Origin of the sequence: Klebsiella sp. 64, assembly GCF_018223915.1 — a bacterium.
GTDB classification, from domain to species: domain Bacteria; phylum Pseudomonadota; class Gammaproteobacteria; order Enterobacterales; family Enterobacteriaceae; genus Klebsiella; species Klebsiella pneumoniae.
This window is the reverse complement of the sequence record NZ_JAGRQZ010000003.1, coordinates 149,287-163,731: the sequence shown is the minus strand read 5'-3', so window position 1 is coordinate 163,731 and position 14,445 is coordinate 149,287. Positions and strand designations below refer to the sequence as shown.

At 55.1% G+C, this 14,445-nt stretch carries 12 protein-coding genes; 3 read left to right on the top strand and 9 right to left on the bottom strand.

Annotated features, from left to right (window positions below):
- Positions 1–35: 35 nt before the first annotated feature.
- The 9 genes from aroD to leuL all read right to left on the bottom strand — a co-directional run bounded on the left by aroD (position 36) and on the right by leuL (position 10,214).
- A complete protein-coding gene (gene aroD / locus KHQ23_RS03915) occupies positions 36–791 on the bottom strand; it encodes a type I 3-dehydroquinate dehydratase (protein ID WP_004177420.1) in 756 nt (251 codons plus the stop codon).
- Between the two features lie 30 nt (positions 792–821).
- Entirely contained in the window at positions 822–2,036 is a 1,215-nt protein-coding gene (locus KHQ23_RS03910; protein ID WP_004178591.1) for an MFS transporter, read from the bottom strand.
- Between the two features lie 10 nt (positions 2,037–2,046).
- A complete protein-coding gene (locus KHQ23_RS03905) occupies positions 2,047–2,910 on the bottom strand; it encodes a shikimate dehydrogenase (RefSeq protein ID WP_002888460.1) in 864 nt (287 codons plus the stop codon).
- Positions 2,911–2,921: 11 nt separating this feature from the next.
- Entirely contained in the window at positions 2,922–4,955 is a 2,034-nt protein-coding gene (locus KHQ23_RS03900; protein WP_004178592.1) for an FAD-dependent oxidoreductase, read from the bottom strand.
- 395 nt (positions 4,956–5,350) lie between these two features.
- A complete protein-coding gene (gene leuD / locus KHQ23_RS03895) occupies positions 5,351–5,956 on the bottom strand; it encodes a 3-isopropylmalate dehydratase small subunit (protein WP_002888481.1) in 606 nt (201 codons plus the stop codon).
- 10 nt (positions 5,957–5,966) lie between these two features.
- Positions 5,967–7,367 (bottom strand): 3-isopropylmalate dehydratase large subunit, encoded by a 1,401-nt coding sequence (gene leuC, locus KHQ23_RS03890; protein WP_004177417.1) that lies wholly within the window; start codon positions 7,365–7,367, stop codon positions 5,967–5,969.
- Positions 7,368–7,369: 2 nt separating this feature from the next.
- A complete protein-coding gene (gene leuB, locus KHQ23_RS03885; protein ID WP_002888487.1) occupies positions 7,370–8,461 on the bottom strand; it encodes a 3-isopropylmalate dehydrogenase in 1,092 nt (363 codons plus the stop codon).
- Entirely contained in the window at positions 8,461–10,032 is a 1,572-nt protein-coding gene (gene leuA, locus KHQ23_RS03880) for a 2-isopropylmalate synthase (RefSeq protein ID WP_004178594.1), read from the bottom strand. Before leuA ends, leuB begins: the two co-directional genes overlap by 1 nt.
- 95 nt (positions 10,033–10,127) lie before the next feature.
- Positions 10,128–10,214 carry a leu operon leader peptide gene (gene leuL / locus KHQ23_RS03875; protein WP_004222662.1) on the bottom strand — a complete coding sequence of 29 codons (87 nt, stop codon included), beginning with the start codon at positions 10,212–10,214 and terminating at the stop codon, positions 10,128–10,130.
- Between the two features lie 613 nt (positions 10,215–10,827).
- Between leuL and leuO the strand changes: the two genes are divergently transcribed.
- The 3 genes from leuO to ilvN all read left to right on the top strand — a co-directional run bounded on the left by leuO (position 10,828) and on the right by ilvN (position 14,409).
- Positions 10,828–11,796, top strand: a complete 969-nt coding sequence (gene leuO, locus KHQ23_RS03870; protein WP_004192013.1) for a transcriptional regulator LeuO — start codon at positions 10,828–10,830, stop codon at positions 11,794–11,796.
- 394 nt (positions 11,797–12,190) lie between these two features.
- Positions 12,191–13,915, top strand: a complete 1,725-nt coding sequence (ilvI, locus tag KHQ23_RS03865; RefSeq protein WP_002888534.1) for an acetolactate synthase 3 large subunit — start codon at positions 12,191–12,193, stop codon at positions 13,913–13,915.
- Positions 13,916–13,917: 2 nt separating this feature from the next.
- The gene (ilvN, locus tag KHQ23_RS03860; protein ID WP_002888536.1) at positions 13,918–14,409 is read left to right on the top strand and encodes an acetolactate synthase small subunit; all 492 of its coding nucleotides are present in this window, start codon (positions 13,918–13,920) and stop codon (positions 14,407–14,409) included.
- The last annotated feature ends 36 nt before the right edge of the window (positions 14,410–14,445 follow it).

The following is a 14,445-nucleotide window of genomic DNA, read 5'->3' as shown; positions in this document are numbered from 1 at the left end:
GATGGCCCGGATGTGACCTCCGGGCCATCCGGATATCAGGAGAGAATATCCATCACTTCACGCAGCTTAGCGATGGCGATCTGCCCAGGCGCGGAGGCCTGACCAACGGTACCGAAGGTCATCGCCGAACCGAACAAGCGCCCGGTGACCCGGCTAACGCCACCGGATTTGCCCATCGACATGGTGATCAGCGGACGCGTCGCATACTTCTCTTTCATGGTCAGCGTGGCGGCCAGCAGGGTCAGAACATCCTGCGGCGACTGCGGCATCACCGCGATCTTCGGCAGATCGGCCCCCAGATCCTGCATGCGGCGCAGGCGATAGATAATATCTTCCTGAGCGGGGGTCTTATGGAAATCATGATTACTCATGATCACCTTGACGCCCGCGGCATGCGCATCGTCAACCAGCGCGCGGATCTGCGCTTCATCATTGAACAGTTCGATATCGATAACATCAACCAGTCCACTGCGTGCGGCCTCGCGGTTGAGCGCAAAATAGGCTTCGTCGCTGAGCTCGGTTTCGCCACCTTCTTTCTTACTGCGGAAGGTAAATAGCAGCGGAAGCGCTTTCAGCGCGCCACGGATTTCCGCCAGCGCGGCCATCACCTGGGCCATCTCTCTGACCTGGGCAAAGTGGTCAACGCGCCATTCGATAATATCGGCGCCGGCATCGACCAGGCCGTGGGCGTTACCCAGTATCTCATCCAGGGTTTTACCGATCAGCGGTACACAAATGAGGGTTTCCCCTTCCTGGAAGGTGATGTTCTTTACGGTTACTGCATTTGTCATGTAGGTATCCATTATTTTTCGCGTTGTACTTCAGGCGGTGACTGCGGTGCGTGACACTTTTTGCGCCGCCCGAGCCTGCAGTTGACGATAGCCGATGTACAGGGCGATCACAAAGCCGATAACGGCGATCAGAAAATCAAACCACATAATGCTGGCAATACTGATCTGCGAAAGCTTTGCGGTGATCAACGGGATCGTGAAGCTGGCGATACTGCCGGCGGTGTAGAAGATGCCGGTTGCTTTGCCTTTTCCGTTCGGGAAGCTCATCGCCATGATTGTCGCACCCAGCTGCAGCACTCCGCCAGCGGCGGCAAAGCCGATGACAAAAGCAAAGCCGGTCACCATCATCGGCGTCGGGAACAGGCACACCAACAGCAGCGAAATCATCGACAGGCCAGTATAAATAATCATCGCAATGGCCGAGCTAAACACCTCTTTGACGAAGGCGGCAGTTACAAAGACGCAGACCAGCGAGCCGACGGTATAGATGCTAAGCAGTTTAATCGCCGAGGCATAGGGCAGGCCGACGACGAACTGGCCGTACTGCGCCAGCCATTGGCTGACCAGATAGAAGGTCGCCATGCCGATATAACCGTACAGGGTGAAGATCACCATATCCAGCTTATTAGCCTGTGGCCGGACGGCTGTTTCCGCCTGTGCCGTAGGGGCTTCCTCTTTTTTCGCCGCCTGGCTGTCAGGGAACGGCATTTTAAGCAGGTAAATCCCGCTCAGTACAAAGAGTGCTGCCGCAATCACGAACGACCAGCCGAACCACAGATTTGCCCATATCAGGAAGCTGATAATGAACGGCAACAGGAACTGCCCTGCAGAGACGAAGGCTTTGATCAGCACGTTGGCCCGGCTGGCAGAGTGCGGGAAAGATTCCATCAGCGCCGGATAGGTACCGGAGTCGAGGAAGCTGTTCGCCAGGCCCGCCATAATGCCGAACACGTAAGCCAGATAGATATTTTTGGTCAGCAGGATGCCGACGAAAAAGATCAGGTAACTCAGGATCCCAAGATAGATAAAGGGCTTGCGACCGAAGCGATCCGACAGGAAGCCGGTCACGATGGTTGCCAGTTTGCCGATACCTAACGAGGAGATCACCACCGATACGCCAGCCGCGTCCGTTCCCCACTGTTCCTGAAGATGGGCCATGTTGAGGGTGATTAACAGCACCCCCATACCGTGGATCAGGTAGTTGAGGTACAGCCCTGCCGCAGTAGGGATGTATTTATTTTTCATCATTCGCCTCTTAGAACAGAATGCTCTTGATGTAATCAACCGGCATCTGTTTGCCCGTCCAGATTTCGAACGCGCGCGCGCCTTGCCACAGCATCATCCCCAGGCCGTTCAGCGTGCGGCAGCCTTTTTTCTCGGCCACTTCCAGCAGGTGGGTTTTGCGCGGGTTGTAGACGACGTCGGAGACGATCAGGTCCGGACGCAGGAAGCTGTCGTCAGGTAGCAGCATCTGGCCTTCGAACGGCTTCATGCCGACCCCGGTGGCATTGGTCAGGATCACGCTGCTGTCAATTTCGGCGCGCAGCTTGTCATGATCGTCGAGATCGAACAGATGGATCTCGCAGTCGGTGTTGTGGCGGATCTTGGCCACGGTTTCTTCTGCGTTAGCGAAGAATTTATCGCGACGGTTAAAGATGGAGATCGCCTTCACGCCATCCAGTGCTGCCTGGACGCAGAGCGCCGTTGCCGCGCCGCCGGCGCCGAGTACGGTCATCTTCTTGCCGATGATATCGATACCGGCTTCGCTAAGGGCGCGCATGTAGCCGGTGCCATCGGTGATATGTCCGGTCAGTACGCCGTCGTCGTTGACCACGGTATTGACCGCCCCGACCAGCTGTGCCGCCGGCGACAGTTTATCGAGATACTGGCAAATCTCGGTTTTGTTCGGCATAGAGACGTTAAAGCCGCGCAGCTTCATCGCCCGGAAGCCCTGCACCACGTCTTTTAGCTCCTGGTTACCGACTTCAAAAGCGAGATAGACGTAGTCCAGCCCGAGATGGGCGAAAGCCTCGTTGTGCATGGTGGGCGACATGCTGTGACGAATCGGGGTGGCGATCAGGCCAATCAGCTCAGTGTGTCCAGTAATACGTTCTGCCATGACAAAAATCCTCAATAAGTTAGAAAGGGAATTCGTTGTGCTTCGCTGCTGCCCAGCGCACCCATGTCTTCCAGTGCATCCAGTACGTTGCGGCCTTCGCGGACGCCATCGATAATGCGTCGCGCCATCACGCTGTCGCCGATGTTCATGATTTTGACGTTATTGGCATTGGCCCAGCGCTCGATCTCGTCGAGACCCGTCCGGTTGGCGCGCATCCCCAGACAGACAAAGCCGTAGTCGAAGGGAATATCGAAGGTTTGCTGTGTATTTTTCACCTGGAAATGGTCGGCAGCGACCGCCATCAGTTGGGTATTCATGTGCTGTTCGACCTGGTGCTCGTCGAGCATGGTCAACATGGCATTTTTGGTAATGATGTCGAGATCGCGACCGGCGGCGTCCTGCATCTCGATTAGCACCGCCTGTGCGCCGCGAGCGGTAAAGTATTCGATAACGTCAAGGCCAACGGCGCCGGCGCCGACTACGGCGATGCGTTTGCCCTTGATATCGGTAAATTTCGCCAGATTGTCGATCATGCCGGTAATGGAAAAGATCTTGCCGTTCTCGACGTCAATGTTTTCCCGCAAGCCTTCAATGGGCGGCAGCAGCGGCGTTGAGCCGGTGGCGTTGACAATCAGATGCGGACGCAGGGCGGAAACTGAAGCCACGTCGGCCCGCTTGCCGATCTGCAGCATCAGGTTGTCCAGCGAGGCGATACGATTTTTCATAAACTGCGGGAAATCAGCGATGCGTTTTTTCTCCGGCAGGCGGGAGATTTCGCTGGCGAGGCCGCCGACGTGGTTTTTCGCTTCCAGCAGCCAGGTATGGCAACCAACTTCCGCCGCGGTGCAGGCGGCTTCCATCCCGGCGGTGCCGGCGCCGATGACCACCACGTTAGTGTCGCGATTCACGCGCCGCATTTTATAGGCGTCACCGTGAATAATATCCGGGTTAATCGAACAGCGCAGCGGGCGCGAGCGGGCGATGCGATGGTCGGCGCAGCCGATGTTGCAGGAGATACATTTGCGCATCAGACGCTCTTTTCCGCCTTGCACTTTCTGCACCCACTCCGGCTCGGCAATCAGACCGCGGCCAATGGCGATAAGATCGGCATCGCCGCTGGCGAGGATATCTTCGGCTACCTGCGGAGTGCGAATATTGCCGGCGATGACCGTGGGTTTATGGAATTTATCGCGCACCGCGCGGGAGAGATAGCGCTTCCAGCCATCCTCCAGCGACATCTGATCGATTTGCAGATTCAGGTTGTCGTTCTGCGCCGCAGAGACGTTGATGATATCGACCTTCTCCTGGCAGAGCTCAAGAATACGCAGGGAATCTTCGAGGGTATTGCCGCCCTTGAGGAAGTCGTCGGCGCTGATGCGCAGGCTGACCGGAAAACGCGGCCCCACGCAGGCGCGAACCTTATCGACAATCAGACTCAGTATCCGAGTGCGATTTTCGACGCTGCCGCCAAATTCATCAGTGCGCTTATTAAACAGCGGCGATAAAAACTGGCTAATTAAATAGGAGTGACCGGCATGAATTTCGACGCAGTCAAAACCTGCGCGCCGAACGCGCTCCGCGGCGTCACCAAATTTCTCTACCGCATGATATATTTCCTCATGGGTCATCGGACGCGGAATATTACCGTGCTTCTTCGACGGCGTTGTAGAAGAGGAGAGCGGCGTCTGGCCTTCCAGTCGGTAGGCATAAGCGGAAGCGCCGGCATGATTTAACTGAATGGATACGCAGGCGCCATGTTTATGCAGGGTCTCGGTTAATTTAAACAGCCGTGGAATATATTGATCGTTATCGATGCGCAGTTGGGTGGTGCCGTTGGAGGCGAAGGGGAAATCAATACAAATATTTTCGATGGTGATAAGCCCGGTGCCGCCTTTGGCCCGCAGTTCGTAGTATTCCAGCTGTTCCTGCGACACCTCGCCATTGAGCGTGGCCATATTGGTGCCCATAGGGGGCATAATAATGCGGTTTTTTAACGTCATACCGTTGATGGTCAACGGACTGAAAAGGTGCGGATAGTGGCTCATCTCTTCTCTCCACAGGAGGCCGGGAGGCCGATATGCGGGGCCCAGGCGTGTCCTTAGTTAATATTTCTCTGTGGCAAAAGATAACGAGGGGAAAAATCGAAAAATAATGCTTTTTTTTGTGCATAGCCATAGGGGTTCTCTATGAGATTAACGCTTTCTTCACATTCTTATATTTTTATATTAAACACTCGTGCCTTATTTTTACTTGCAGTGCAGGGAAAATACATAAACAGTGCTGGAGAAGGGGAGGAAAGCGGAATAATTCTTCTTTAGGCGGTAGGGCAGGGTGGCGGTAAGGTCTGACAATCAGCAAATTAAAATTAGTTTTTGTGCGTGAGATCGCAATTTTCTCCGCAATAAAATAAAAAGCCCGATCAAATGACCGGGCCCAAAGGTTAATTCATAAACGCCGGCAGCTTGCGTTCATAGTCGGAGATCGCCGCTTCATGCTGCAGCGTCAGGCCGATGCTATCCAGGCCGTTGAGCATGCAGTGGCGGCGGAAATCGTCGATCTTAAAGCTGTAGGTTTTATCCCCGGCTTTAACTACCTGCGCTTCCAGATCCACTTCAAACGTAATGCCCGGGTTGGCCTGCACCAGCTTGAACAGCTCATCGACCTGCTCGTCGCTCAGGGTCACCGGCAGCAGCTGGTTATTGAAGCTGTTGCCGTAAAAGATATCGGCAAAGCTCGGGGCGATAACGACCTTAAAGCCGTAATCGGTCAGCGCCCACGGCGCGTGCTCTCGCGAGGAGCCGCAGCCGAAGTTTTCCCGCGCCAGCAGTATCGATGCCCCCTGGTACTCAGGAAAATTCAGCACGAACTCCGGGTTCGGCTGTTGACCTTTATCGTCGAGAAAGCGCCAGTCGTTAAACAGGTGCGCGCCAAAGCCGGTGCGGGTGACCTTCTGCAAAAATTGCTTAGGGATGATCGCGTCGGTATCGACGTTTGCAGCATCCAGCGGAACCACCAGGCCGGTATGTTGGGTAAATTTCTCTGCCATGATGGTCTCCTTACTTCAGATTACGGATATCGGCGAAATGGCCGGTAACGGCTGCCGCCGCGGCCATTGCCGGGCTCACCAGGTGCGTGCGTCCGCCGCGGCCCTGACGGCCTTCAAAGTTACGGTTGCTGGTTGAGGCACAGCGTTCGCCCGGATTCAGGCGGTCATTATTCATTGCCAGACACATAGAGCAACCAGGTAAGCGCCACTCAAAGCCGGCTTCGATAAAGATCTTATCCAGACCTTCCGCTTCCGCCTGCGCTTTCACCGGACCAGAACCCGGCACCACCAGCGCCTGGACGCCCGGCGCCACTTTACGCCCTTTAGCGATTTCCGCCGCGGCGCGTAAATCTTCGATGCGCGAGTTGGTGCAGGAGCCGATAAACACTTTATCGATAGCGACTTCCGTCAGCGGGATCCCGGATTTCAGCCCCATATAGGCCAGCGCTTTTTCGGCGCTGGCGCGTTCCACCGGATCGCTGAACGACGCTGGATCGGGGATGTTATCCGTCACCGAGATCACCTGGCCCGGGTTGGTGCCCCAGGTCACCTGCGGGGCAATTTCCGCCGCCTGCAGCGTCACCACGGTATCAAACGTCGCGCCGTCGTCGGTTTTCAGGGTTTTCCAGTACGCTACGGCATCGTCAAAATCTTTGCCTTTCGGCGCATGCAGACGGCCGCGTACGTAATTGAAGGTGGTTTCGTCCGGCGCGACCAGGCCCGCTTTGGCGCCCATCTCGATCGCCATGTTGCACAGGGTCATACGCCCTTCCATGCTCAGATCGCGGATCGCTTCGCCGCAGAACTCAACCACATGGCCGGTGCCGCCGGCGCTACCGGTTTTACCAATGATGGCCAGCACGATATCTTTGGCGGTAATGCCCGGCGCCGCTTTGCCCTGGACTTCGATTTTCATGGTCTTCGCGCGGCCCTGTTTCAGGGTCTGGGTCGCCAGCACATGCTCCACTTCGGAGGTGCCGATACCGAACGCCAGCGCACCGAACGCGCCGTGGGTAGCGGTATGGGAGTCACCGCACACGATCGTCATCCCCGGCAGGGTAACCCCTTGTTCCGGGCCCATGACGTGGACGATGCCCTGATACGGGTGGTTCAGGTCGTACAGTTCAACGCCGAACTCTTTACAGTTCTTAATCAGCTCCTGCATCTGAATGCGGGCCATCTCACCGGACGCGTTAATGTCTTTGGTCTGCGTCGAGACGTTATGATCCATGGTAGCGAAGGTTTTACCCGGCTGGCGCACCTGGCGGCCATGGGCGCGCAGGCCGTCAAACGCCTGCGGAGAGGTGACTTCGTGCACCAGATGGCGGTCGATATACAGCAGCGGGGTTTCGTTCTGCGCCTCATACACTACGTGCGCATCAAATAATTTTTCGTATAACGTCTTCGCCATGATTACACCCCTTCTGCGACATAGCGGGCAATAATATCGCCCATTTCATCAGTGCTGACCGCCGCCGTGCCGCGCGCTAAGTCGCCGGTTCGAACCCCTTCTTCTAAGGCGCGGTTGATCGCGTTTTCAATGGCGGTCGCCGCTTCGTCAGCGTCGAGGCTGTAGCGCAGCAGCAGAGCCAGGGAGAGGATCTGCGCGATCGGGTTGGCGATATTTTTGCCGGCGATATCCGGTGCGGAACCGCCCGCCGGCTCGTACAGGCCAAAACCTTGTTCATTGAGGCTGGCGGACGGCAGCATACCCATCGAGCCGGTGATCATCGCGCACTCGTCGGAGAGGATGTCGCCAAACAGGTTGGAGCACAGCAGCACGTCGAACTGGGACGGATCTTTAATCAGCTGCATGGTGGCGTTATCGATATACATATGCGCCAGCTCAACGTCCGGATACTCCTTGCCGATCTCGCTGACGATTTCGCGCCACAGGATGGAGGACTGCAGAACGTTGGCCTTATCGATGGAAGTCACTTTGTGACGACGCTTGCGGGCGGATTCAAAAGCGATACGCGCGATACGCTCGATCTCAAAGCGGTGATACACCTCGGTATCAAAGGCTTTCTCATGCTGACCGCTGCCTTCGCGGCCTTTCGGCTGGCCGAAGTAGATGCCGCCGGTCAGTTCGCGTACGCAGAGAATGTCGAAGCCGTTAGCAGCGATGTCGGCGCGCAGCGGGCAGAACTCTTCCAGCCCCTGATACAGTTTGGCCGGGCGCAGGTTGCTGAACAGTTTAAAGTGTTTACGCAGCGGCAGCAGCGCGCCACGCTCTGGTTGTTCCGCCGGCGGCAGGTGCTCCCATTTCGGACCGCCGACGGAGCCGAACAGGATCGCATCCGCCTGCTCGCATCCGGCGACGGTCGCCTGCGGCAGGGGAGTTCCCTGACGGTCGATGGCCGCCCCGCCAACGTCATACTGGCTGGTGGTAATGTGCATGGCAAAACGTTGGCGCACGGCTTCCAGTACTTTCATCGCCTGGTTCATCACTTCCGGGCCAATGCCATCACCCGGCAAAACGGCAATATGGTAATTCTTCGACATTACACGGTTTCCTTATTGTTCTCTTTATTCTGAGCTTTGCGTTGCAATTCTTTTTCGACTTCGGCGGCGCGCCAGATGTTGTTCAGCACGTGAACCATCGCTTTGGCTGACGACTCTACGATATCCGTTGCCAGACCAACGCCATGGAAGCGGCGGCCATTGTAGTCAACGACGATATCCACCTGGCCCAGGGCGTCTTTGCCGTGGCCTTTCGCGCTTAAGCCATACTTCACTAATTCAATGTTGTAGTCGGTGACGCGGTTAATCGCCTGGTAGATAGCATCGACCGGACCGTTGCCGTTGGCGGCTTCGGTTTTGATCTCATCCCCGCAGACCAGTTTGATCGAGGCGGTGGCGATATCGCTGGATCCGGATTGGACGTTGAAGTAATCGAGGCGGAAATGCTCTGGCTCTTCCTGCTGCTTGTTGATAAAGGCCAGCGCTTCCAGATCGTAATCGAAGACCTGGCCTTTTTTGTCCGCCAGCTTCAGGAATGCGTCGTACAGATGATCCAGGTTGTAATCGCTCTCCTGGTAGCCCATTTCTTCCATCCGGTGTTTCACCGCCGCGCGGCCGGAGCGGGAAGTCAGGTTCAGTTGCACCTGGTTCAGGCCGATAGATTCCGGGGTCATGATCTCGTAGTTTTCGCGGTTCTTCAGCACGCCGTCCTGGTGAATGCCGGAGGAGTGGGCGAAGGCGCCGGTGCCGACGATGGCCTTGTTCGCCGGGATCGGCATATTGCAGATCTGGCTGACGGTCTGGCTGGTGCGCCAGATTTCATGATGATTAATGTTGGTGTGCACGTTCATGATGTCTTTGCGCACTTTGATCGCCATGATCACTTCTTCCAGCGCGCAGTTGCCGGCGCGTTCGCCGATACCGTTCATCGCACCTTCTACCTGGCGCGCACCGGCGTGGACCGCGGCGAGGGCGTTACCGACAGCGATGCCCAGATCATCATGGGTGTGGACGGAAATAATTGCTTTGTCGATATTCGGCACGCGATCATACAGGCCGCTGATGATGTTGGCATATTCGAACGGCATGGTATAGCCGACGGTATCCGGGATATTAATGGTGGTGGCGCCGGCGTTGATCGCCGCTTCCACGACGCGAGCCAGATCGGCAATCGGCGTACGGCCGGCGTCTTCACAGGAGAACTCAACGTCGTCAGTGTAGTTGCGTGCCCGCTTCACCATATAGATCGCGCGCTCAATAACCTCATCCAGCGTACTGCGCAGTTTGGTGGCGATATGCATCGGCGAGGTGGCAATAAAGGTATGAATACGGAAAGCCTCGGCCACTTTTAACGATTCCGCCGCCACGTCGATATCTTTCTCAACGCAGCGCGCCAGAGCGCACACGCGGCTGTTTTTAATGGTGCGTGCGATGGTTTGCACCGATTCAAAATCGCCCGGCGAGGATACCGGGAAACCGACTTCCATTACGTCGACCCCCATTCGCTCAAGGGCCAGTGCGATCTGCAGCTTCTCTTTGACACTCAGGCTTGCCTGTAACGCTTGTTCGCCATCACGTAAGGTCGTATCGAAAATAATGACTTGCTGGCTCATGGTTTGGATCCTTAGTCTGTGTCCTGGCGCCTTGTTGACGAGCATAAAAAAACCCGCGCCAAGGCGCGGGTTTTATAGTCTTGCTGGAAGATGACTTAACGCTGAACGTCGCCCAACAGCCTACCGCGCAAATGGCATGCGTTTAGTAGTAGTAGGCTGGTGATACGAGCGGTGCGAATCATTGCGTCAAACTCCAGATGAAATCGTTATGCTTTTAGAGTTACTGGATAGCTGTTTTAAAGTCAACCCCTGGCATGGAAAAAGCGTTTTGGGCTGACTAAATGAATTAGCAAAATGTGCTGATGTAAGCCCCATTTTGCCGAAGATCCTATTTTGGACCGAAGGCGGTTTATCCCCATTTGTTTCATTTGAAAAAGTGCTTTGCATTCAAGGCATCGTCGAAGAGGTGTCGCCAATGAAGGGACAAAAAACGGTATCTGGATGAAAATATTAAATTTATTTTTCCTGTGAATGTATTCGAACGCTAGCGGATTATTTTTCAATGATAAGGATTTGTTAATTTTATGGAGGGAAAAATAAAATACTTTATTATTGCTTAAGTTACAGTTAACTCGTGGTGCTGTTTTTATTTTTATGGATTATGGTTACACTTATCATCATTAAGTAATCAGTATGGTTTGAGCGGCTCAATTTTTTGATCAGGACCGTTTCTTCACTGCCACTCATAGCCTTGATATATTCCTAAAAATTTCTTTTGCTATTTTGTAAATGTCATTTGCATGGTAAATGATATTTTCGGCGCTAATTATAGCGGTTTAGTGAAGGGAATTCATCGTGACGGCGGAATTAGATATGTTAATTGAAACTCCAGAATATAAATCAGCCCCCGGACAGGAAGTCGTTAAACCTCAACTACGGATGGTTGATCTCAATCTGCTTACCGTTTTTGATGCGGTTATGCAAGAGCAGAATATTACTCGTGCCGCCCATACGCTCGGCATGTCACAACCCGCGGTGAGCAATGCGGTTTCACGACTGAAAGTGATGTTTAATGACGAGCTTTTTGTGCGCTATGGCCGCGGTATTCAGCCGACGGCGCGCGCCTATCAGCTGTTTGGCTCGGTACGCCAGGCGCTGCAGCTGGTCCAAAACGAATTGCCAGGCTCCGGTTTTGAACCGCTGAGCAGTGAGCGCGTGTTCCATCTGTGCGTCTGCAGCCCGCTGGATAACATCCTGACGTCGGTTATTTTTAATAAAGTTGCAGAGATAGCACCCAATATTCATTTAGTCTTTAAGTCTGCGCTGAATCAAAATACGGAACATCAGCTACGTTATCAGGAAACAGAATTCGTAATCGGTTATGAAGAGTTCCGTCGCCCTGAGTTTGCCTGCGTTCCGTTATTTAAAGACGAAATGGTCCTGGTCGCCAGTCGCAACCATCCGCGTATTTCCGGGCCGATGATGGAGGCGGATATTTATCGCGAGGAGCATGCCGCCGTTGCTCTCGACCGGTATGCCTCATTTAGTTTGCCGTGGTATGACACGGCCGATAAACAAGCGCGTATCGCCTATCAGGGTAATGCGATGGTCAGCGTATTAAACGTAGTATCGCAAACCCAGATGGTGGCCATTGCCCCGCGCTGGCTGGCAGATGAATTTGCTGACAAGCTTGCCCTGCAAATATTACCTTTGCCGTTGAAGGTCAACAGTCGGACCTGCTATCTCTCCTGGCACGAAGCCGCTGGTCGTGATAAAGGCCACCAGTGGATGGAAGAGCTGCTGGTGGACATTTGCAAGCGCTGACCCGACGACGATAGATAGCAAAGGAGCTTCGGCTCCTTTTTTTATATGACATAAATCAAATAAAGCAGAATTTTATTCTGTTTACCTTGCGCGAGGAGTTCGTTGTGTTCGTGAAAAATGGATCTATTCCTGTTATCACCCTTTTTCGCCGAGTATTTACCATTCTCTTTTCTTATCTCTGAAGCAATTCACCATATTTTCCCCTCACCGCTTTCTTTTCTTCTTATTCAAGAAATAAGGCCTCAGCTGCGGCGAATTGCCTGCCTGCTGGCGAGCAGTTATGGTAGTGGCATGCAGTACATTCACCTCAATGCGGAGGACCACTCCTTCGCATCGTGCGAGCGCGCGGAAATTGAGTTCCGCTGTCGTAAAACAATAAGCCTGGAGGCAAACCATGGAGATGTTGTCAGGAGCCGAGATGGTCGTCCAATCGCTTGTCGATCAGGGCGTCAAGCAAGTATTCGGCTATCCCGGAGGCGCAGTCCTCGATATCTATGATGCGTTACATACCCTTGGCGGTATCGATCATGTGCTGGTTCGTCACGAGCAGGCGGCGGTGCATATGGCGGATGGCCTGGCGCGGGCGACCGGGGAGGTCGGCGTGGTGCTGGTGACCTCTGGGCCTGGGGCGACGAACGCCATCACTGGCATTGCGACAGCCTATATGGACTCTATTCCGTTGGTGATCCTCTCGGGGCAGGTAGCCACCTCGCTTATCGGCTACGATGCCTTCCAGGAGTGCGACATGGTGGGGATTTCCCGTCCGGTGGTGAAGCACAGTTTCCTGGTGAAGCAGACCGAAGATATTCCCGGCGTGCTGAAGAAAGCCTTCTGGCTGGCGGCCAGCGGTCGCCCCGGTCCGGTAGTGGTCGATCTGCCGAAGGATATTCTCAATCCGGCGAAGAAGCTGCCTTACGTCTGGCCGGACGCGGTGAGCATGCGCTCGTATAACCCAACCACCAGTGGCCATAAAGGGCAGATTAAACGCGCCCTGCAGACCCTGGTGGCCGCAAGTAAGCCGGTCGTCTACGTCGGCGGCGGGGCGATCAATGCGCATTGCGAACCTCAGCTGCGCGAGCTGGTGGAAAAACTGAAGCTGCCGGTGGCCTCATCCTTGATGGGACTTGGCGCTTTCCCGGCGACACACTCGCAGGCGCTGGGGATGCTGGGGATGCACGGCACCTATGAAGCCAACATGACCATGCACCACTCGGACGTGATTTTTGCCGTCGGCGTTCGCTTTGACGACCGGACCACCAATAACCTGGCCAAGTATTGTCCGAACGCGACGGTACTGCATATTGATATCGATCCGACTTCAATCTCGAAAACCGTGCCGGCAGATGTGCCGATCGTCGGCGATGCCCGGCTGGTGCTGGAGCAGATGCTAGAGCTGCTGGAGCAGGAGGAAGCGCAGCAGCCGCTGGACGACATTCGCGACTGGTGGCAACAGATCGAGCAGTGGCGTGCCCGTCATTGTCTGCGCTACGACGACCAGAGCGATAAAATCAAACCGCAGGCGGTAATTGAAACTATCTGGCGGCTGACCCAGGGCGATGCCTACGTCACTTCCGATGTGGGTCAGCATCAGATGTTCGCCGCCCTGTATTACCCCTTCGATAAACCGCGGCGCTGGATTAACTCCGGTGGTCTCGGCACCATGGGCTTTGGCCTACCGGCTGCGCTGGGGGTCAAAATGGCTCTGCCGGACGAAATGGTGGTCTGCGTGACCGGTGACGGCAGTATCCAGATGAACATTCAGGAACTCTCCACTGCGCTGCAGTATGAGCTGCCGGTCCTGGTGCTTAACCTCAACAACCGCTATCTCGGGATGGTGAAGCAGTGGCAGGATATGCTCTATTCCGGGCGTCACTCGCAGTCCTATATGGAATCGCTACCGGACTTTGTCCGTCTGGCGGAAGCCTATGGCCACGTCGGGATCCGCATCAGCGAGCCGCAGGAGCTGGAGACGAAGCTTGCTGAAGCTCTGGAGCAGGTGCGCCAGCGTCGGCTGGTGTTTGTCGATGTGACCGTCGACGGCAGTGAGCATGTGTACCCCATGCAGATCCGCGGCGGCGGCATGGATGAAATGTGGTTGAGCAAAACGGAGAGGACCTGATTATGCGCCGGATATTATCGGTATTACTGGAAAACGAATCGGGTGCATTGTCCCGCGTTATCGGCCTCTTCTCCCAGCGTGGCTATAATATAGAAAGCCTGACTGTCGCGCCGACGGACGATCCCACTCTCTCCAGAATGACCATTCAGACCGTGGGCGATGAAAAAGCGATTGAGCAGATTGAAAAGCAACTGCACAAGCTGGTGGATGTCCTGCGGGTCAGCGAGCTGGGGCAGGGGGCTCATGTTGAACGCGAAATTATGCTGGTGAAGGTTCAGGCCAGCGGCTATGGCCGTGAAGAAGTGAAGCGCAACACCGAAATCTTCCGCGGACAGATTATCGACGTGACGCCTTCTATCTATACCGTCCAGCTCGCCGGCACCAGCGATAAGCTGGATGCATTTCTGGCCTCGCTGCGCGATGTCGCTCGGATTGTGGAAGTGGCTCGCTCCGGCGTGGTCGGCCTGTCTCGCGGTGATAAAATCATGCGCTAAGGATCGGGAACTGCTGTAAAAATAGCCCGGCAGAGA